The following is a 20,070-nucleotide window of genomic DNA, read 5'->3' as shown; positions in this document are numbered from 1 at the left end:
ATGACCCAGACGAAGCCGCCGCCGAAACTCGACACTGTCGCCATGGAAGCCTTCCTCGAAAAGGAGTTTCCACAGGTCTTCGGGGCGGGGAAGACCTTCCACGTCGAGGCGGTGGAGCACCGCTTCGCCCGCATGCGCTGCCGCTACGACCCGCGCCAGCTCCGCCCGGGCGGGACCATTTCCGGTCCCACGATGATGACGCTCGCCGATACCGGGCTCTACGTGGCGATCCTCGCCTCCATCGGGCCGGTGGCGCTGGCGGTGACCACCAACCTGTCCATCAATTTCCTGCGGAAGCCCGACCAGAAGGACCTGCTGGCGGAGTGCCGGATCATCAAGCTCGGCAAGCGACTGGCGGTCGGCGAGGTGGCGATCTGGTCGGAGGGCGAGCCGGACGAACTCGTCGCCCATGCCACGGGCACCTACTCGATCCCACCGGAGAGGTGAGGGGCCGGGGACCAGTCATGGCCCCTCACCCTTACCCTCTCCCCGCAAGCGGGGAGAGGGTTGCTCCGGCGTCGCGCGCTTCTGGAATCGATTGGCGAGGCTCGCCGGTTCAAGAACAAGCGGAACGTTGGAATTCCCCCTCTCCCCGCGTGCGGGGAGAGGGTAGGGGTGAGGGGCAGGACCGCCTCTCGCAGTGACAGTCGTCCGTCCCTCACGCCTCCAGGCGCTTCCTCAGTTCCGCCTTGGCGATCTTCTCCAGCGTCGAGCGCGGCATGTCGTCGACGAGGTGGACCTCGCGCGGCACCTTGAAGTCGGCGAGGGCGGAGCGGCAGGCGGCCAGCACCGTGTCGGCGAAAGCGGGCGGGGCGCCGGCGACGCCGCCCTGCGGGATGATGAAGACGACCGGCACCTCGTCGAGCATGGGGTGCTTCTTCGCCACCACCGCCACCTCGCGGACGCCGGGGACCGGCGCGATGACCTGCTCGATCTCGGAAGCCGCAACGTTCTCGCCGCCGACCTTCAGCATGTCCTTGTCGCGGTCGGCGAATTTCATGAAGCCCTCGGCCAGGAGGGTGATGCGGTCGCCGGTGATGAAATAGCCGTCCTCGTCGAAGCTCTCGCGCATCGCCTGGTCGTTGAACAGGTATTCCTTGAACAGCGACAGACCGGGAATGCCGCGGATGCGCAGGTGGCCGGTGCCGCCGACCGGCGTCGGCCGCCCGTCGTCGTCGACGACGCGGATCTCGTATTCGGGCGCGGCGCGGCCGATGGCCATGGGCGTGTTCGGCTGGTTGGCCTCGCCGACGATGCCGTGGGTGATGGTTTCCGTCATGCCCCACCAGCCGATGGTCTTCACCCCGAAGATCGCATCGGTCGGCGGTTCGCAGACGGCGCTGCCCCAGAGCCGGAAGGTGTGGGCCTTGGGAATGTCCCGCTCCATCAGGGCCCGCACGCAGAAGGGCACGACCGAGGTCCAGGTGCAGCGGTGCGCGGCGGCGGTGGCCCAGAAGCGGCTCGCCGAGAAGCGCGGCATGACCACGGCGGTGGCGCCGACCCAGAGCGCCGCGAGCACCGAATAGGCGAGTGCATTGGTGTGGAACAGCGGCAGGTGGACGAGGTGGACGTCCTCGGGGCGGAGGTCCTCGTGGACGGCGTTGACCTTCGCGCCCCAGAGCGCATTGGCGTGGGTCCAGAGCACGGCCTTGGGGCGTGCCGTGGTGCCGGAGGTGTATTGCACGCTGCAGGGCCAGAGCGGGTCATGCGGGCGCACCGGCCGGTCGGCGGCGTCGGCGAAGAGGGCGTCGAAGCGCAGCGCCTTCTCCGGAGCCGCCGCGGCCGCGGCGGGCTCGCCGCCGTCGTTGTCGGTGACGGCGATCCACCTGATGTCCGGGCAATGGGCGGCCACCGCGCCAGCATAGGCCGGCTGGGTGATGGCGGCCACCGCGCCGCAATGACCGGCGAAATAGGCGATCTCGGGCCCGGCGGAGCGGGTGTTGGTGGTGACGGCGACGGCGCCGAGCTCGACGCAGGCGTACCAGGCGAGGATCGCCTCGAGGCAGTTGTCGAGGTGGATGAGGACGAATTCGCCCGGCTTCACGCCACGCTTCGCCAGGCCCGCGGCGAGGGCGCCGACGCGGGCGTGGAAGGCGCCGTAGGTGAGTGTGACGGCCGGCCGCTCGAAGGGCGTCCAGACGATGAAGGGATGGTCGCGGCCGGTGCGGGCCCTGAGCGCCAGGAGCCAGGGCACGTCGAGGCCGGCGAAGGGGCCGACATGGCCCGCGGGCGGTGTGACCATCGGCATGGGGCTTCCTCTGATGTCGTGCGGGGCGGGTTGATCCCGCCTCCGGACGTGAGCCTGGGGCAGGGCGCTCCGCCGCTCAACTGGGCCGTGCGGCGGAGCCGGACGATCACGATGACGCGACGCTTGTGCGGGAGGAGTTGATCGCCGAGGGTCGGCGCCCATCTCTCGCCACACCGCCGTCCGGCCGACGGCCGAGGAGCCTCCCGATGTCCGACCTTTCCGCCTTCCCCGTCACCCGCCGCTGGCCGGCCGCCCATCCAGACCGCATCCAGCTCTATTCGCTTCCCACCCCGAACGGGGTGAAGGTGTCGATCATGCTGGAGGAGACGGGGCTCGCTTATGAGCCGCACGCCATCAATATCGGCCAGAACGAGACCTGGACGCCGGAATTCCTGGCGCTGAACCCGAACGGCAAGATCCCGGCGATCATCGATCCCGACGGCCCCGGCGGAAAGCCGCTCGCCCTGTTCGAGTCCGGCGCGATCCTGCTCTATCTCGCGGAGAAGACCGGCCGCTTCCTGCCCGCCGATCCCGCAGCCCGCATCGAGACCATCCAGTGGGTGTTCTTTCAGATGGCGGCGGTCGGGCCGATGTTCGGCCAGCTCGGCTTCTTCTTCAAGTTCGCGGGGCGCGACTACGAGGACAAGCGCCCCTTCGAGCGCTACCGCGCCGAGAGCCACCGCCTCATCCGCGTGCTGGAAACGCGGCTCGCCGGGCGGAGCTACATCATGGGCGATGACTACACGATTGCCGACATCGCGCTCGTCGGCTGGGTGCGCAACCTCGTCGGCTTCTACGGCGCCGCCGACGTCGTCGGCTATCACGAGCTGAAGGAGGTTCCCGCCTGGCTGGAGCGCTGCCTGGCGCGGCCCGCCGTGCAGCGGGGGCTGGAGATCCCGGCGCGCCCCTGAGCGCTGGCGACAGCGGCAAGCCCTTGCAGAATCGGACATAAAATCAAGGTATCAAAATACCTATTTTATAAGTTGCTGGTTTTGCGAGGGTTTTTGGCGGTCGCATGCGTTGACGCGCCGGCCGCTCTCGCCTATAGCCCTCCCGACGCGGCGGCCGGCTTTCCGGTGCGCCGCTTCCGATTTCCTCAATCCCGGAAGACACGACCATGAAGACCTATGTGGCGAAGCCCGCCGAGGTCGACAAGAAGTGGGTTCTGATCGACGCGAAGGGCCTGGTTGTCGGCCGCCTCGCGACGATCGTGGCGACGCGCCTGCGCGGCAAGCACAAAGCCACCTATACCCCCCATGTCGATTGCGGTGACAATGTCATCATCATCAACGCGGACAAGGTGGTCTTCACCGGCCGCAAGTGGGACCAGAAGGCCTACTATCACCACACCGGCTATCCGGGTGGCATCAAAGAGCGCGTCGCCAAGACCATCCGCGACGGCAAGTTCCCCGAGCGCATCGTCGAGAAGGCCGTGGAGCGCATGATCCCGCGCGGTCCGCTCGGCCGCCGGCAGATGTCGAACCTGCGCGTCTATGGCGGCGACAAGCACCCCCATGAGGCCCAGGCGCCCGTCGTCCTCGACGTCGGCGTGTTGAACTCCAAGAACGTGAGGGCCTGACCATGGCTGAGACCGTTTCGTCTCTCGAGGGCCTGAGCGCCCTCAAGCCGGCCTCCGCCGAGGCTCCGCGCCACGTGCAGAAGCTCGACAAGCAGGGCCGCGCCTATGCCACCGGCAAGCGCAAGGACGCGGTCGCCCGCGTCTGGGTGAAGCCGGGTTCCGGCAAGATCACCGTCAACGACCGCACCCTTGAGGTCTATTTCGCCCGTCCGGTGCTGCGCATGCTGCTCCGCCAGCCGCTCGTTCTCGTCAACCGCGACACGCAGTACGACATCAACGTGACGGTCGCCGGTGGCGGCCTCTCCGGCCAGGCCGGCGCGGTGCGCCACGGCATTTCCAAGGCTCTGACCTACTATGAGCCGGAGCTGCGCGGCGCGCTGAAGAAGGAAGGCTTCCTCACCCGCGACAGCCGCGTGGTCGAGCGCAAGAAGTACGGCAAGGCCAAGGCCCGTCGTTCCTTCCAGTTCTCGAAGCGCTGATTTCTCGCTTCACGACATCGAAAAGCCGGGCCCTGGGCCCGGCTTTTTGCTTTTCGGCCCTGTGACGGGGCTCAGGCGCTCTTCGGCACCAGGCGGTCGTGGGCCGGGATGGTGGTTCCGGCCTCGGTCGCGGTGGAATGGGCTTCCTTGAGCGTCTTCCGCTCAGTGGTCCCGCCGGCCTCGGCTTCCGCGTGCTGCTCATGGCTCTCGCCATCGCGTTTCACGGCCTTGTCGTGGGCGGGAATGGTCGTGCCGTCCTCCGTGGCCGTGTAGTGGGCCTCGCGCGTCGTCGTCTCGCGGGTGATCTTTCCGTCCTGCATGTCGTGATCTCCTCGGGGGTCTGCACCTCAACGGCAGGCGGGCGCGCTTGTTCCGGATCAGGATCGGACGGGGGTGGCGATCCACCAGGTGTTGCCGGCGGGATCCTTGAATCCGCCGCGCCGGTCGCCGTCACCCTTCTCGGAAGGCGCTTCCACCTCGACCGCACCGCGGGCGAGCGCCGCCGCATGTGTTGAGTCGACGTCGTCGACATAGACGTGCAGCCAGACCGGGAAGGCGGGGTAGTCGGCCGTCGCCTCGGCCAGCATGACGACGGAGTCGCCGATCTTGACGGAGGCGTGCATCAGGCTGCCGTCCTCGCGGTCGAGCGCCATGACCGGCGTCGCGCCGAAGACCGCGGCGAGAAAGCCCATGAGGTCGCGGGCGCCCGTCGCCATGACATAGGGGGAGACGGTGGAATGGTCGGCGGGCTGGCTGGCCGGTCGGGTCATGGTGATCTCCTGTGGTGGCGGGTGAACCGCATGCGGCCGTGGCGGTTCCCCCGGCTCCGTTCCGTGCGAGACTGGTATTCTCTGCAGGTGGACACCCGATCATGGCCATAGACGTCTCGCCCGTTCCACAGCCGACCCGCGATGCGGCCTACAACAACGGCCAGGCGGTGCCCTCGTGGACGGAGACTTTCGCCCGCTGGACGGAGGAATCGGCCGTGATTCGGGCGCGCCACGCCGCGACGATGGATCTCCCCTACGGACCCGGCGAACGGCAGAAGACCGACCTCTATCCGGGGACAGACCCCCGCGCGCCCTGCCTCGTTTACTTCCATGGCGGCTACTGGATGCGAAATGCCCGCGAGATGTTCTCCGTGCTGGGGGAGGGGGTGGCCTCCCGGGGCTGGTCGGTGGCGATGCCGGGCTACACGTTGGCGCCGGAGGCCTCGCTCGCCGCGATCGTCGGCGAATGCAGCGCGGCGCTGGACTGGCTGGCCGGAAACGCAGCCGCGCATGGTGCCGGCGGTCCGCTGATCGTCGCGGGATGGTCGGCGGGTGGGCATCTCGCGGCCATGGCGCTCAGCCACGAGGCGGTGACGGCCGGCCTCGCCATTTCCGGCATCTTCGAGCTCGCGCCTCTCGCCGACACCTATCTCGACGAGAAGCTGAGCCTGTCGCGCGAGGAGATCGCGGATCTGTCGCCGCTGCGCCGCCCGCCGGTGATGAAGCCGCTCGCCGTCACCTACGGCACGCGCGAGCTGCCGGCGCTGGTGGCGAACTCCCACGCCATGCACGCCGCTAGGATGCGCGCCGGCGCGCCAGGGCCGCTGCTGCCGGTGGAGGGAGCCGACCACTTCTCCATCCTCGACACCATGCGCCGGCCCGACGGCGCGCTGACGCGGGCGCTCCTCGACCTCGCGCCAGAGCTGCCGACGGTCTAGGGGCCAACGGTCCCTAGCTGCCCACCTTGCCACCGCCCTGGCGGGTGATGGCGACGATGGACGGCCGCGGCGGCATGTCCGGCGAGAAGTCCGGCCAGCGGGTCGACGGATTCTCGTAGGTCGCCGGGGCGGCGCTGGCATCCTCGGGATCGGCCTCGCCGGGGTGCTGGATCGCGACGAAGAAGGTCTCGCCGTCGGGGGTGAACTCGGGTCCGCAGAGTTCGGCGCCGAAGGGGCACTTGAAGAAGAGCTTCGAGGTGCCGCGCGCCTCGCCCTCGGTCTCCATGGCCCAGACGCCGTCGTTGCGTCCGGTGCGGCCGGGCGTGTTGCCGTCGGTGGCGACCCACAGCCGGCCATCCGCGTCGACGGCGCAATTGTCCGGCATGCCGAACCAGCCGTCCTGCGAGGTGCGGCTGTTGAAGGTCGCCCCCACCGTCGCGACGGCCGGGTCGCCGCACCGCACCAGAATGTCCCAGGTGAAGCGCGGCGCGGCATGGTCGCGGCCGTCCGGCAGCATCTCGACGATGTGGCCGAAGCGGTTGTCGGCACGCGGATTGGCGGCGTCGACCTCCTCCGCCTTGCGGCGGCTGTTGTTGGTCAGCATCACATAGACCTTGTCGGTGGCGGGGTTCGCCTCCACGTCCTCCGGCCGGTCCATGCGGGTGGCGCCGAGGAGATCGGCGGCGCGGCGCGTCTCGATCAGCACGTCGGCCTGGGAGTGGAAGCCGTTGGCGGATGTGAGGGGCCCCTCGCCGACGACGAGCGGCAGCCAGTCGCCGCTGCCGTCGGCATTGTAGCGGGCGACGAAGAGCGTCCCGCTATCGAGCAGGTCGGCGTCGCGCGCCCGGTCGCCGCTGACGCGGCCCGCTGTGACGAAGCGATAGACATAGTCGAAGCGCTCGTCGTCGCCGGAATAGAGCACGTAGCGCCCGTCGCGGGAGACGATGCCGGCGGCGCCCTCGTGCTTGAAGCGGCCCAGGGCGGTGCGCTTCTTCGGCGTCGAGGCGGGGTCGAAGGGGTCGATCTCCACCACCCAGCCGAAGCGGTTGGCCTCGTTCGGCTCCTTCTCCACGTTGAAGCGGTCGACGTGGTCGCCCCAATTGTACCAGCGGCCGGGAATGCCCATGCGGCGGTAGTTCGCGGTCTCGCGGTGGCCCTCCGGCAGGCGGCCGGTGAAGTAGCCGTTGACGTTTTCCTCGCAGGTCAGCCAGGTGCCCCAGGGCGTGCGGCCGCCGGCGCAGTTGTTGAGCATTCCGAGGACGCGGCGCCCTTGCGGATCGGCGGAGGTGCGCATGCGCGGGTCACCGGCGGCCGGACCGGTGATCGCCATGGGCGTCTCCGCGGTGATCCGGCGGGCGTAGCGGGAGCCCTGAACCACCCGCCAGCGGTCGCCCTCGCGGCGGACCTCCAGTACCGAACCGCCATGGGCCATCATCTCGACCGCGACGATCCCGGCCGTCATGCCAGAGAAGGCCTTGGCGCGGCCGAGCGGGCCGCCTGCATCCTGCCGGCCGAGGCCGGGGAACATGAGCTCCTCGTTGGTATATTCGTGGTTGACGCAGAGCAGGCCGTGGCGCGACGGGTTCGCGGCGCCGGGCAGCGGGAAATAGCCGAGATAGTCGTTGTTGTAGCCGAACTGGCGGGCCTGGGCGGGCCCCGTCTGGGCCGTCGGCGCAAAGGCCGGCGCATCGGCCAGAACCGGGTCGCCCCAGCGGATCAGCACCTCGGCGGCATGGCCGCTGGCCACCTCGGCGCGGTCGGTGGGGGTGGAGGAGAGTTCGCGGAAGCCGAAGGACGGCGTCGCCGACCCCGGCTGGGCGGCGGCGGTTCGGGCCGCGAGAGCCGCAGGGCCCAAGGCAGCCGTGATGGCGCCGACGCCGAGCACGCCCTTCACGAGTTCGCGGCGGTGGAAGCGCGCTGCGACGACGTCGCCGAAGGTCGGGCCGTCGGCCGGGCTGGTGCCGCGATCTTCAGCCAGTTCGGCGCGCTGGGAGACGCTGAGCAGGCCGGCCTCATGCGGCCTCGGTGCGTCGGACATGGTGTCAGGTTCCTCTTTCGTCGGCCCGGATCATTTCAGCCGAGGCCCGCGACAGTCCGGTGACGGATGGGAGTGAAACCCAAATGCCACAGGTGATCGCATTCCGCGCCATCAGGACGACATGGAACGCCGTCAGGACGTGATTGCAAAGTCCTCGTTTACGCCTGCCGCTTCACAGTGCGCGTCAGGGTGGGCGAGGCGTTCCGGAGTTGCGTCATGGACCGCGTGTTGGGACTGGTGACCGTCGAACAGGACATGGCGAAGCTGATGCGCGCCGCCGAGCGGGCGGGGCTGGCGCTCGGCTGCATCGACCCGGAGGAGACGAGCCTCGTGCTCCCCGGCGACGAGACCGATCCCGCCTGGACGCTGGGCCGCATCGGCGCCTGGGTCATCACCATGGGCCTCGCCGGCGCATTCCTGGTGCTTTGAGCGGCCATCGCGGGACTCTCGGCCCACCTCCATCCCTTCGCGTCGACCACGACGTCCGCCCGAGCGGCCCACCGAAAAGGGGCGCCCGAAGGCGCCCGTTCCGATGATCCGGTGAACGATGGTTCCCCCAGCGTCAGGCGGCCCTGACGGTGGCGAGGAACTGCCGGACCTCGTGCGACAGCCGCTCGGCCTGGCGGGCGAGGTCGGACGAGGCGGTGAGAACCTGATTGGCGCCGTGGCCGGTCTCGGCGGCGGCCTGGGCTACCGAAGTGATGGCCGAGGAGACTTCGGTCGTGCCGGTGGAGGCCTGGCCCACGGAGGCCACGATCTCGCGCGTCGCCGATCCCTGCTGTTCCACCGCCGAGGCGATGGAGGAGGTCGCCTGGTCGATGGAGCGGATGCTCGCGGTGATCCCGGCGATGGCGCTGACGGCCTTGTTGGTGGTCTCCTGGATGGCGACGATCTGGGCACCGATCTCGCTCGTCGCCTTGGCCGTCTGTTCTGCCAGGCCCTTCACCTCGCTGGCGACGACGGCGAAACCCCTGCCGGCCTCACCCGCGCGCGCCGCCTCGATGGTGGCGTTGAGGGCGAGGAGGTTGGTCTGCGAGGCGATGGTCGAGATCATCTCCACGATGTCGCCGATCCGCGCCGCACCCTGGGTCAGTTCGGAGACGATGGCGCCGGTGCCATCCGCCTCCTTCACCGCGCTGCGAGCGAGATTGGCGGAATGCTCGACCTGACGGCCGATCTCCTGCACGGAGGCGCCGAGCTCCTCGGCCGAGCCGGCGACGGCGGTGACGTTGGCGCCCGCCTCTTCGGCGGCGCTCGCCACCGAGGTCGACTGCGCCGAGGCTTCCTGAGCCGACGCGGAGAGCTGGGTGGCGGTCGCCTGCATCTCGGTGGCGGCGGAGGAGACCATGTCGACGATGCCGCCGACGGCGCCCTCGAAGCGGTCGGCGAGCTCGCGCATCATGACCTTCTGGCGCTCGGCATCGGCGGCCTTGGCGGCCTCTTGCTCGGCGCGCAGCCTTTCCGCCTCCATGCCGTTGGCGCGGAAGGTCTCGGCCGCCTTGGCGATGTCGCCGACCTCGTCACGGCGCTCGGCGCCGTAGGCGGCGACCTGGAAGTTGCCTTTGGCGAGTTCGGCGAGGACGGCGTTGATGCGCGCGATCGGGCGGGCGATGCCCACCTGGCCGATGACGAGGGCGAAGGCGATGCCGGCGACCAGGGCCAGGCCCATGAGCCCGTACATGAGCCGCTCCTTGGCGTCCGCCAGTTCCTGGATGCCCTTGGCATAAGCGTCGGAACGGGTGATGAGCAGGTTCGTCATCTCGGTGACGAGGCGGCGGGCCTCAAGCGTCAGCTCGCGGCTGGCCATGGCCATGTCCTTCAGCCGCTGCTGCTGTTCGGGCGTGGCGGTGCCCCGCACCTCTCCGGCGGCGGCGAAGGTCCGCTGGCTGAGGGCCAGCATGGCGTTGAAGGCGCCTTCGGCCTTGCGCAGCGCCTCCTGGACCTCCGGCGCGGTCGAACTGCGGATCATGCCGAAACGTTCGCGCGCCAGTTCCACCTCGCGGGCAGCGTCGGCCGGCAACTGGCGGATCAGGTCTGCCGTGGGGCTCGCTGCCAGGACGAATTCGAAGCGGTTGATGGCCATGACATGCTGGTTGAGGCGGGCCGAGGCGACGGCGCGACGGGCGGCGGCCGCAGCCTGGTCGGCGTCGTCGCCGACGCGGTCGAGGGCGAAAGATCCGATCAGCGCGACGGCGATGAGCGCCGCGTTCAGCATCGCCACGATGGCGAGGATTTTCGGCGTGATGCGGAACGAACCAAGCGACAGCATGTCAGGGAATCTCCGGGCTGGGGATGCGTTTCCCTTATGTCAGCCTTTATTAAAATACTCATTAACGATGTGGATAAAGGATTGTTGCGACGTTCCCCGTGCGAAGCTTGCGATGCGTTCACCATGGCTGCATCGGTCGTTTCGCGTTATGCGAGGCGGCGCGGCAGACAGCACGGCCGACAGATCACTCTCTGCGGCTGCCGGGCGAAAAAAAAAGGGCGCCTGAGAGGCGCCCTTTGGGACGGAAGACCACGCGGTCGAGCGCGGAAGATACGACCCGTTGTTGGTCCCCGTCGACGACGGGGCACGGGCGGGCCGCAAAGCCCGCCCGCCCGGATCAGACCGAGTAGTACATGTCGTACTCGACCGGGTGCGGCGTCATTTCGAAGCGCATCACCTCGGTCATCTTCAGCTCGATGTAGCTGTCGATGAAGTCGTCGTTGAAGACGCCGCCGGCCTTCAGGAAGGCGCGGTCCTTGTCGAGGTTGGTGAGGGCCTCGCGCAGCGAGCCGCACACCGTCGGGATCTTCTTCAGCTCCTTCGGCGGCAGATCATAGAGATCCTTGTCCATGGCCGAGCCCGGATCGATCTTGTTGGTGATGCCGTCGATGCCGGCCATCAGCATGGCGGCGAAGGCCAGGTACGGATTGGCGGTCGGGTCGGGGAAGCGGACCTCGACGCGCTTGGCCTTCGGGTTGGCCGTCCACGGAATGCGGCAGGAGGCCGAGCGGTTGCGGGCCGAGTAGGCCAGGAGAACCGGCGCCTCGTAGCCCGGGACCAGACGCTTGTAGGAGTTGGTCGACGGGTTGGTGAAGGCGTTCAGGGCCTTGGCGTGCTTGATGATGCCGCCGATGTACCAGAGGCACTCCTGCGACAGATCGGCGTACTTGTTGCCGGCGAACAGCGGCTTGCCGCCCTTCCAGATCGACTGGTGCACGTGCATGCCCGAGCCGTTGTCGCCGAAGACCGGCTTCGGCATGAAGGTGGCGGTCTTGCCGTAGATGTTGGCGACCTGATGGATGCAGTACTTGTAGATCTGCATCTGGTCGGCCATGTGCGTCAGCGTGTCGAACTTCATGCCGAGCTCGTGCTGGGCGGACGCGACCTCGTGGTGATGCTTCTCGACCTTCACGCCCATCTTGGCCATGGAGGCGAGCATCTCGCCGCGCATGTCCTGCAGGCTGTCGATCGGCGGAACCGGGAAGTAGCCGCCCTTGGTGCGGACGCGGTGGCCGAGGTTGCCGCCCTCGTAGTCCGTGTAGGAATTGGTCGGCAGCTCGGAGGAATCGACCTTGAAGCCGGTGTGGTAGGGCTCGGCGGCGAACTTCACGTCGTCGAAGACGAAGAACTCGGCCTCGGGGCCGACGAAGATGGTGTCACCGATCTTGGTCGACTTCAGATAGGCCTCGGCCTTCTTCGCGATGCCGCGCGGATCGCGGTTGTAGGGCTCGCCCGTCGAGGGCTCGAGGATGTCGCAGACGATGGAGAGCGTCGTCTCGGCGAAGAAGGGGTCGATCTGCGCGGTCGAGGGGTCGAGCATGAGGAGCATGTCCGACTCGTTGATCGCCTTCCAGCCGGCGATCGAGGAGCCGTCGAACATCGTGCCCTCGGCGAAGATCTCCTCGTCGATCATGGTGATGTCGAAGGTGACGTGCTGCCACTTGCCACGCGGGTCGGTGAAGCGGAGATCGACGTACTTCACGTCGTTCTCCTTGATCATTTTCAGGACATCCTTGGCAGTCGTCATTTAGTGCTTCCTCTTGGTTTGCACGTGTGCATTGCGGCAGGGCGGACCGGCCGAATTCCGTTCAGATCGCGTCGAGACCGGACTCGCCGGTGCGGATGCGAATGGCTTCCTCGATGGTCGAGACGAAAATCTTGCCGTCGCCGATCCGCCCGGTCTGGGCGGCACGGCGGATGGCGTCGATCGCCTTTTCCACCATGTCGTCGGGCATGACGATCTCGATCTTCACCTTGGGGAGGAAATCCACGACATATTCGGCGCCGCGATAGAGTTCGGTGTGGCCCTTCTGCCGGCCGAACCCCTTCGCCTCGGTGACCGTGATGCCCTGGAGTCCGACCTCCTGCAGCGCCTCCTTCACCTCATCGAGCTTGAAGGGCTTGATGATCGCCTCGATCTTCTTCATTCCGATCCTGCTCCTGTGGTCCGACCGCCGGATGTGGCTCCCGCCCCCGAACCGCATTCGCGGGCTAGCAGGAGATGTGCCAGAGGCGTCGCGTCCCGATTGTGCTGGAATCGCAAGGGGAAAGCCAGCCTTCAGGCGCTCCGGCCGGCGCCTGCGCCAGTCACAATGCCTCAGTTGTGAGCGGTATGCCTACTTTGTGTGCGTTTCGGGTGGCGCAGGGCGGTCCGCTGAGGAGCGGGGCGGGCCGGTGTGCCTCAAATTTAAGCGATGCCAGTCCCTCCACCGGCACGCGCCGCGATTGACCCGGTGCCGGCTGCTCCCGAAAGTGGCGCGATGACATGTCACCTCAGCGCCCTGCTGACTCCCGCGGCCATGGCCGAGGCGGATCGGCTGACCATATCCGCGGGCACGCCGGGCCGGGTGCTGATGCAGCGCGCCGGTATTGCCGTCGCCGATGTGGCGGCGCGCGGCACGCCGCCGGGCGCCTCCGTTGCGGTGCTCTGCGGACCCGGAAACAACGGCGGCGACGGCTACGTGGCCGCCAAAGTCCTGAGGGAGCGCGGGTTCCGGGTGACGGTCGCCGCTGCCGCGCCGCCGCAGGCCCGCGCATCGGACGCCGTGGCGGCCGCCGACGACTGGGGGAGGGCGCCGGTGCCGCTCGCAGCCTGGTCGGAGGACCGGCCCGCCGTGGTGGTCGACGCGCTCTACGGCGCAGGGCTTTCCCGCGACGTCGCCGGCGAGGAGGCGGAGGTGATCGACGCCGTCAACGCTTCCGGCTGCCGTGTCGTCGCCGCCGACATCGCCTCGGGCGTGGACGGCGCGACGGGCGCGGTGCGCGGCATCGCGGTGAAGGCGCACGAGACCGTCACCTTCTTCCGCCGCAAGCCCGGCCACCTGCTCATGCCGGGACGGCTGCAGTGCGGGCGGGTGCGCGTCGCCGACATCGGCATCTCGCCGGCGGTCATCGAGGCTCTCGCCATCCGCGACTTCGCCAACGAGCCGGATCTGTGGGGCGTGTCGCTGCCCCTGCCGCAGCCGGACGGGCACAAATACAGCCGCGGCCACGCGGTGGTCGTCTCCGGCGGGCTCGCCCGCACCGGGGCCGCACGGCTCGCCGCCCGCGGGGCGCTGAGGGCGGGGGCGGGGCTCGTGACGGTCGCCTCGCCGCCGGAGGCGCTCGCCGTCAATGCCGCCCATCTCACGGCGATCATGCTGGAGCGGATGGAGGGGGCGGACGGCCTCGCCGCCATCCTCGCAGATCGCCGCAAGAACGCCGTCTGCATCGGCCCGGCACTCGGCACCGGCGAGGCGACGCGCGCGCTGGTGGCCGAGGCGCTGGCGAGCGGGGCGGCGACGGTGATCGACGCCGACGGGCTCACCGCGTTCCAGGCGGATGCTGAGGCGCTGTTCGCCGGAATCCACGCCTGGCCGGACCGGCCGGTGGTGCTGACTCCCCACGGGGGCGAGTTCGCCAGGCTGTTCGGACCGGCCAAGGGCTCGAAGCTCGACGCCGCGCGCCTCGCGGCCGCGCGTTCCGGGGCCGTCGTGATCCTCAAGGGGCCCGACACGGTGGTGGCCTCGCCCGACGGCAAGGCCTCGATCGCCGCCAATGCGCCGCCCTGGCTGGCGACGGCGGGCTCGGGCGACGTGCTGGCGGGGTTCGTCACCGGCCTTCTCGCGCAGGGCATGCCGGCCTTCGAAGCGGCGAGCGCGGCGGTCTGGCTGCACGGGGAGGCGGGTCGGGCGGCGGGCATCGGGCTGATCGCCGAGGATCTTCCCGAGGCGATGCCGCGGGTCTTCGCGAGCCTCCCGGAGCGGTTCGCGCCGGCCGACGAGCCGGACTAGGCGGGGGCGGGGCGATCAGGCCACGTCGAGGGCGATCGCCACCGGCCCGCCGTCGGCATTGATCGGCTGGCTGGTGACGAGGAAGCGCCCGGCCTGCTCGGCGACGAAGGCGATCCGCGTGACCATGCCTGGGGCGACGAGCACCGTGTCGAGGAAATAGGGCTTCCAGCCGTCGTCGAGGCCGTCGAGCAGGCGCGCCGCATGGCCCTGGACGTGGACGGCATGGAGAACGGGGGACTCGTTGCGGATGGTGGCGACCACCACGGACCCGGCACGGGCGCGGAAGGCCGCCCCGGCGGGCGGGCCGCGATTGGCCTGGCCGGCGAGGATCGGGTCCTGCGCCGTGCCGCCGATGGGCCAGTCCCAGCGGAGCGCCCGGCGGAAATCCATGGCCTGGGGCAGGGCATTGGCGGGCAGGGGCTGCGGCGGCGGCAGCGCCGTCGCGCGGGCCGGTGCGTCTTCGACGGCAATCGTCTCATCGAGGCCTTCGCCGGCGAAGCGCGCCACCTGCAGCGGGACGCCCGGAGCCGCGGTGGCAACGTCCCAGAGGATCTCGGCGCGCTGCCCCGGCGCCAGCACGAGCCGGCCGCCGTCGAGCGGGAAGGGCTCGCAGGGCTGGCTGTCGAGGGCGACAAGGGTCAGGACCTGGCCGGGCAGGGCGAGGCGCAGGACGCGATTGGCGGTGCCATTGGCGAGGCGCAGCCAGAGCCGCTCGTTCGGCCGCACGGACCAGCCGAGGCGTCGCTCGCCGTTGGCAAGAAGGGCGCCCGGGCCCTCGCCGGGGGCCTCCGAGAGCAGAAGGGTCATTTCACGGTCGTGGACGGGGGGCGCCGCGTCGTCGACCAGCAGCAGGCCGGCGAGGCCGCGGCGCAGTTGCGCCTCGCCGCCGAGAAGCGGGGGGCGATAAAGAAAAGTGCCGGCATCCCGGAGGAGGAGGGGCGTCGCGCGCTCGGTGCCGGGGGAGACCGACGCCGGGTCGAGCGGCAGCCGCGCGCCCTGCCAGTGCAACGCCGTCGCCTCGTCGAGCCCGTTGCGGAAGAGCAGCGTCGCCGGCGCGCCGCGCCGCGCCCGCAACACCGGCCCGGGCAGGGTGCCGTCATAGCCCCAGAAGGGCGTCACGGCCTCGCCGTCGCCGAAGCGCCTGTCACCCGCTGCGGCGGTGAGCCGCAGGTCGCTCGCCTGCGCCGCCCGGCCGGCCAGGGCGAGGCCGAGAGCGAGGGCGCCGAGACGGCGGCGGGTCAGAGGCGGCATGATGGTCATCGAGGCTCCTGGCTCACGGACGGCGGCGATCGGCCATCACCGCCCGCGGGGGCCGGAGGAGATGGCATGGCCGGCCCGGCCTGCCAAGCGGCGGGCGCCGCGGCACCACCGACACTGTGGCGCCGCAGCGTTTCCGCCGCGTGCCGCGAGGGCGGCCGCAACGCCGCGGCGGAACCGTCATTTTCTTGGTGCAATCGCCAAAAGCCGATGTTATGAGGCCGCGCCCGGTGGATGACTTGCATCGACCGGGGCGAGAAGCTATTTCGAGCGGCCCTCGGCGGGCGTGGTGGAATTGGTAGACACGCGGGATTTAGGTTCCCGTGGCGAAAGTCGTGGGGGTTCAAGTCCCTCCGCCCGCACCATCCTGCCGGCCGCGCCGATCACGAACACGAAAGAAACGAAGCCATGCAGGTGACCGCCACCCTGTCCGAAGGTCTGAAGCGCGAATTCCGCGTGGTGGTTCCTGTGACCGACCTCGCCGCCCGCGCCGATGCCCGCCTCGACGACCTCAAGGGCCGCGTCAACATCAACGGCTTCCGCCCCGGCAAGGTGCCGACGGCGCATCTGAAGAAGCTCTACGGCCGCGCCGTGCTCGCCGAGACCATCGAGGCGGTGGTCGGCGAGGCCAACCAGAAGATCGTGGAAGAGAACGGCTTCAAGCTGGCCCAGGAGCCCTCGGTGAAGCTGCCGGAGGCCGAGGCCGAGGCGAAGGCCGTGTTCGACGGCACCGCCGACCTCGACTACACGGTGGCCTTCGAGGTGCTGCCGACGATCCAGCTCGCCGACTTCAAGGGCATCAAGGTCGAGAAGCCGGTGGTCGAGCCGGCCGAGGCCGACGTCCAGGCCATGCTAGAGACCATGGCCAAGCAGAACCGCCCCTTCGAGGCGAAGGCCGAGGGCGCCGCCGCCGAGAGCGGCGACCGCCTGACCATCGGCTTCGTCGGCACCATCGACGGCGAGAAGTTCGAGGGCGGCACCGCCGAGGACATCCAGCTCGAGCTCGGCTCCAACTCCTTCATTCCGGGCTTCGAGGACCAGCTCATCGGCGTCAAGGCCGGTGAGGACCGCGTCGTGAAGGTGAAGTTCCCGTCCAACTACATGGCCGAGAATCTCGCCGGCAAGGACGCCGAGTTCGCCGTTTCGGTGAAGTCGATCGAGAAGCCGGGCGACCGCGCCATCGACGAGGAGTTCGCCAAGATGGTGGGCTTCGAGGACCTCGCCAAGCTGAAGGCCGCCGTCTCCGACCGGCTGAAGAGCGAATACGCCGCCGCCTCGCGCCGCAAGGTGAAGCGCGCCCTGCTCGACGCGCTCGACGAGAAGCATGCCTTCGACCTGCCGCAGACGCTGGTCGACCAGGAGTTCGAGAGCGTCTGGCGCCAGGTCAGCCAGGACCTGGAGTCGCGCGGCAAGACCTTCACCGACGAGGAGACCACCGAGGAGAAGGCGCGCGAGGAATATCGCGCCATCGCCGAGCGCCGCGTGCGCCTCGGCCTCGTCCTTGCGGAAATCGGCGAGAAGGCCCAGATCAAGGTCAGCGACGAGGAAGTGTCGCGCGCCGTGGTCGAGCGGGCGCGTCAGTTCCCCGGTCAGGAGCAGCAGGTCTGGGACTACTACCGCAAGACCCCCCAGGCGCTCGCCTCGCTCCGCGCTCCGATCTTCGAGGAGAAGGTCGTGGACTACATCCTCGAACTCGCCGACGTCACCGAGAAGACCGTCTCCAAGGACGATCTGTTCAAGGACAACGACGAAGAGGAAGCCGCCTGAATGGCGCTGCGACCGGACAATTCCTTGTGAGGGAAGGGCCGCCGCTGGCGGCCCTTCGCTTTTCCGGCGCAATCGCGGTGGATTCACCGCGGATGCGCAGTGCCGTTAGGATGGCGTCAAAGAGATTCGGGGGATGCTCGCCCCGAATCGCGACCCCGAAGGACCGACGACGATGAGAGACCCGCACGACACGCTGATGAACTACCTGGTGCCGATGGTGGTCGAGCAGACCAACCGCGGCGAGCGGTCCTACGACATCTATTCCCGCCTCCTGAAGGAGCGGATCATCTTCCTGTCGGGCCCGGTCGAGGACGGCATGGCGACGCTGATCGTCGCCCAGCTCCTGTTCCTCGAGGCGGAGAACCCGAAGAAGGAGATCAACATGTACATCAACTCGCCGGGCGGCGTCGTCACGGCGGGCATGTCGATCTACGACACGATGCAGTTCATCAAACCGGCCGTCACCACGTTGTGCATGGGCCAGGCCGCCTCCATGGGCTCGCTGCTGCTCACCGCCGGCGCCAAGGGCCAGCGCTTCGCCCTGCCGCATTCGCGCATCATGGTGCACCAGCCCTCGGGCGGCTATCGCGGCCAAGTGACCGACATCCTGATCCACGCCGAAGAGGTGAAGGAGCTGAAGCGGCGGCTCAACGAGGTCTATGTGAAGCACACGGGCCGGACGCTGAAGGAGATCGAGGACGCCCTGGAGCGCGACAATTTCATGTCGGCGCAGAAGGCCCAGGAGTTCGGCCTCATCGACAAGGTGATCGAAGAGCGCGCCGACGAGCCCGAGGCCGCCAAGGCCTGATGCCCCTTGCGGTGACCCCGCGGCTGCCCGAAGCGGCATCCGGCGGGTGTCACTTTTGGGTCACCACGGGTGGTCCGCCGGTTGCATAGACTGATCCGACCGTCCGTGCGGTCCCTAAAAGGACCGTATGTGACAAAACAGCGTTAATCCTTTCTTGATCCCGCGGTGCGCACCATGTTTGGCTGAAGGGCCAATCGGCGTTCCGGGGGGCCGAGACATCGAGAGACCTTCGGGTCTCGCGTCAGACGATCCCGATCCGACAGGGTGACGGTTCGCGTTGGAGAGAGATGATGAGCAAGGCCGGCAGCGACGCGAAGAACACCCTCTACTGTTCCTTCTGCGGCAAGAGCCAGCACGAAGTCCGCAAGCTGATCGCCGGACCGACGGTGTTCATCTGCGACGAGTGCGTCGAGCTCTGCATGGACATCATCCGCGAGGAGTCGAAGTCCTCCCTGGTCAAGTCCAAGGACGGCATCCCGACGCCGAAGGAGATCTGCAAGGTCCTGGACGACTACGTGATCGGCCAGTTCCACGCCAAGCGCGTCCTCTCGGTCGCGGTCCACAACCACTACAAGCGGCTGAACCACGCCACGAAGCACAACGACGTCGAGCTGTCGAAGTCGAACATCCTGCTGATCGGCCCGACCGGCTCCGGCAAGACGCTGCTGGCCCAGACGCTCGCCCGCATCCTCGACGTGCCCTTCACCATGGCGGATGCGACGACGCTGACGGAAGCCGGCTACGTCGGCGAGGACGTCGAGAACATCATCCTCAAGCTGCTCCAGGCCTCCGACTACAACGTCGAGCGGGCGCAGCGTGGCATCGTCTACATCGACGAGATCGACAAGATCAGCCGCAAGTCCGACAACCCCTCCATCACCCGCGACGTGTCGGGCGAGGGCGTCCAGCAGGCACTGCTGAAGATCATGGAGGGCACGGTCGCTTCCGTGCCGCCGCAGGGCGGCCGCAAGCATCCCCAGCAGGAGTTCCTGCAGGTGGACACGTCCAACATCCTGTTCATCTGCGGCGGCGCCTTCGCCGGCCTCGAGAAGATCATCTCGACGAAGGGGCAGGGGTCGTCCATCGGCTTCGGCGCCACGGTGCGCGCTCCGGAAGAGCGCCGCACCGGCGAGATCTTCCGCGCGGTGGAGCCGGAGGATCTCTTGAAGTATGGCCTCATCCCCGAGTTCGTCGGCCGCCTGCCGGTGCTGGCGACGCTCGAGGACCTCGACGAGACGGCGCTGAAGAAGATCCTCACCGAGCCGAAGAACGCGCTGGTGAAGCAGTATCAGCGCCTGTTCGAAATGGAGAACGTCGACCTGACCTTCCACGAGGACGCCCTCGGCGCGGTTTCGCGCAAGGCGATCGAGCGCAAGACCGGCGCCCGCGGCCTCCGGTCGATCATGGAGAGCATCCTGCTCGACACCATGTATGACCTGCCGGGCCTGGAAGGCGTCGAGGAGGTCGTGATCTCCGAGGAGGTGGTGCAGGGCAAGGCCCGGCCGCTCTACATCTATGCCGAGAAGGAGAAGGCGCAGAGCGCCTGATTCCCTCGCAAAGCTTCGACGGAGGGCGGGTGCTGCACCCGCCCTTCTGCGTTTCAGGGGGCCGTCGCGGCCGGCTGCAACGGCCCGTTCACGAGCCTGTGCGTCCCGCACTTTCGTCGCCTTGACACCCGGGGTGTGCAGCGCCACCTAATGGTCACCGACAGACCCCCGGGCAGGGATTTGTGCCCGAGGTCGGCCAAGCGCCCCGAGACCTCCGAGGAAGCCGCAGAGCTTCCGGGCCGGCCTCAATCCCGCCGCCGTCCCCGCGCGACAAAAGCGTAATTTCGCGTCACCCTGCCAGGAATCATCCGAGCGCCGCCGTCGGCGCGGGCCCGTAAGGGCCGCTTTCGCGGCGTGTCGAGGAAAGGACGAGTGAAC

At 68.7% G+C, this 20,070-nt stretch carries 18 protein-coding genes and 1 tRNA gene; 11 read left to right on the top strand and 8 right to left on the bottom strand.

The genetic code is table 11. The annotated features are described in order from the left end of the window. Positions 1-447: a PaaI family thioesterase gene (locus tag C6569_RS09425; RefSeq protein ID WP_106748601.1), complete on the top strand. Its 447-nt coding sequence runs from the start codon at positions 1-3 to the stop codon at positions 445-447. A 211-nt stretch (positions 448-658) separates the two neighbouring features. Here C6569_RS09425 and C6569_RS09420 read toward each other — a convergent pair whose 3' ends face one another. Then, positions 659-2,248: an AMP-binding protein gene (locus C6569_RS09420; RefSeq protein WP_106748600.1), complete on the bottom strand. Its 1,590-nt coding sequence runs from the start codon at positions 2,246-2,248 to the stop codon at positions 659-661. 206 nt (positions 2,249-2,454) lie between these two features. Between C6569_RS09420 and C6569_RS09415 the strand changes: the two genes are divergently transcribed. From C6569_RS09415 to rpsI, 3 genes are all read left to right on the top strand, one after another. Next, positions 2,455-3,159, top strand: a complete 705-nt coding sequence (locus tag C6569_RS09415) for a glutathione S-transferase N-terminal domain-containing protein (protein ID WP_106748599.1) — start codon at positions 2,455-2,457, stop codon at positions 3,157-3,159. Between the two features lie 206 nt (positions 3,160-3,365). Then, the gene (gene rplM, locus C6569_RS09410) at positions 3,366-3,827 is read left to right on the top strand and encodes a 50S ribosomal protein L13 (RefSeq protein WP_106748598.1); all 462 of its coding nucleotides are present in this window, start codon (positions 3,366-3,368) and stop codon (positions 3,825-3,827) included. Between the two features lie 2 nt (positions 3,828-3,829). Then, positions 3,830-4,306, top strand: a complete 477-nt coding sequence (rpsI, locus tag C6569_RS09405) for a 30S ribosomal protein S9 (protein WP_106748597.1) — start codon at positions 3,830-3,832, stop codon at positions 4,304-4,306. A gap of 71 nt (positions 4,307-4,377) precedes the next feature. On the opposite strand, the gene C6569_RS09400 is transcribed toward rpsI, so the two are convergent. Both C6569_RS09400 and C6569_RS09395 read right to left on the bottom strand, forming a co-directional pair. Beyond that, positions 4,378-4,626: a hypothetical protein gene (locus C6569_RS09400; protein WP_106748596.1), complete on the bottom strand. Its 249-nt coding sequence runs from the start codon at positions 4,624-4,626 to the stop codon at positions 4,378-4,380. Positions 4,627-4,683: 57 nt separating this feature from the next. Then, the gene (locus C6569_RS09395) at positions 4,684-5,076 is read right to left on the bottom strand and encodes a VOC family protein (protein ID WP_106748595.1); all 393 of its coding nucleotides are present in this window, start codon (positions 5,074-5,076) and stop codon (positions 4,684-4,686) included. A 101-nt stretch (positions 5,077-5,177) separates the two neighbouring features. On the opposite strand from C6569_RS09395, the gene C6569_RS09390 reads away from it, so the two are divergent. Continuing rightward, on the top strand, positions 5,178-6,014 hold the full coding sequence (locus C6569_RS09390; protein ID WP_106748594.1) for an alpha/beta hydrolase: 837 nt from the start codon (positions 5,178-5,180) through the stop codon (positions 6,012-6,014). A gap of 13 nt (positions 6,015-6,027) precedes the next feature. Here the strand turns inward: C6569_RS09390 and C6569_RS09385 are convergent, their stop codons facing one another. Beyond that, positions 6,028-8,052, bottom strand: coding sequence for a PhoX family protein (locus tag C6569_RS09385; RefSeq protein ID WP_106748593.1), 2,025 nt, complete (start codon positions 8,050-8,052; stop codon positions 6,028-6,030). Between the two features lie 216 nt (positions 8,053-8,268). On the opposite strand from C6569_RS09385, the gene C6569_RS09380 reads away from it, so the two are divergent. Beyond that, positions 8,269-8,481: a hypothetical protein gene (locus C6569_RS09380; RefSeq protein ID WP_106748592.1), complete on the top strand. Its 213-nt coding sequence runs from the start codon at positions 8,269-8,271 to the stop codon at positions 8,479-8,481. Between the two features lie 133 nt (positions 8,482-8,614). On the opposite strand, the gene C6569_RS09375 is transcribed toward C6569_RS09380, so the two are convergent. The 3 genes from C6569_RS09375 to C6569_RS09365 form a co-directional block, all read right to left on the bottom strand. Next, the gene (locus C6569_RS09375; RefSeq protein ID WP_215905802.1) at positions 8,615-10,321 is read right to left on the bottom strand and encodes a methyl-accepting chemotaxis protein; all 1,707 of its coding nucleotides are present in this window, start codon (positions 10,319-10,321) and stop codon (positions 8,615-8,617) included. A 337-nt stretch (positions 10,322-10,658) separates the two neighbouring features. After that, positions 10,659-12,068: a type I glutamate--ammonia ligase gene (gene glnA, locus C6569_RS09370; protein WP_106748591.1), complete on the bottom strand. Its 1,410-nt coding sequence runs from the start codon at positions 12,066-12,068 to the stop codon at positions 10,659-10,661. 61 nt (positions 12,069-12,129) lie between these two features. Continuing rightward, entirely contained in the window at positions 12,130-12,468 is a 339-nt protein-coding gene (locus tag C6569_RS09365) for a P-II family nitrogen regulator (protein ID WP_106748590.1), read from the bottom strand. A gap of 333 nt (positions 12,469-12,801) precedes the next feature. On the opposite strand from C6569_RS09365, the gene C6569_RS09360 reads away from it, so the two are divergent. Next, a complete protein-coding gene (locus C6569_RS09360; RefSeq protein ID WP_245898285.1) occupies positions 12,802-14,313 on the top strand; it encodes an NAD(P)H-hydrate dehydratase in 1,512 nt (503 codons plus the stop codon). A gap of 15 nt (positions 14,314-14,328) precedes the next feature. Here C6569_RS09360 and C6569_RS09355 read toward each other — a convergent pair whose 3' ends face one another. Further along, positions 14,329-15,573 (bottom strand): multicopper oxidase family protein, encoded by a 1,245-nt coding sequence (locus C6569_RS09355; RefSeq protein ID WP_106748588.1) that lies wholly within the window; start codon positions 15,571-15,573, stop codon positions 14,329-14,331. A 277-nt stretch (positions 15,574-15,850) separates the two neighbouring features. Here C6569_RS09355 and C6569_RS09350 point away from each other — a divergent pair. The 4 genes from C6569_RS09350 (at position 15,851) to clpX (ending at position 19,692) form a co-directional block, all read left to right on the top strand. Next, positions 15,851-15,935, top strand: a tRNA-Leu gene (locus C6569_RS09350). 43 nt (positions 15,936-15,978) lie between these two features. Then, complete coding sequence (gene tig, locus C6569_RS09345) at positions 15,979-17,337, top strand: trigger factor (protein WP_106748587.1); 1,359 nt, start codon at positions 15,979-15,981, stop codon at positions 17,335-17,337. 172 nt (positions 17,338-17,509) lie between these two features. Further along, the gene (gene clpP, locus C6569_RS09340; RefSeq protein ID WP_106750975.1) at positions 17,510-18,145 is read left to right on the top strand and encodes an ATP-dependent Clp endopeptidase proteolytic subunit ClpP; all 636 of its coding nucleotides are present in this window, start codon (positions 17,510-17,512) and stop codon (positions 18,143-18,145) included. Positions 18,146-18,435: 290 nt separating this feature from the next. Beyond that, the gene (gene clpX, locus C6569_RS09335; protein WP_106750974.1) at positions 18,436-19,692 is read left to right on the top strand and encodes an ATP-dependent Clp protease ATP-binding subunit ClpX; all 1,257 of its coding nucleotides are present in this window, start codon (positions 18,436-18,438) and stop codon (positions 19,690-19,692) included. The last annotated feature ends 378 nt before the right edge of the window (positions 19,693-20,070 follow it).

The organism is Phreatobacter cathodiphilus (assembly GCF_003008515.1).
Classification (GTDB): domain Bacteria; phylum Pseudomonadota; class Alphaproteobacteria; order Rhizobiales; family Phreatobacteraceae; genus Phreatobacter; species Phreatobacter cathodiphilus.
The sequence above is the reverse complement of the archived record's forward strand: the minus strand, read 5'-3'. Positions and strand labels throughout refer to the sequence as shown.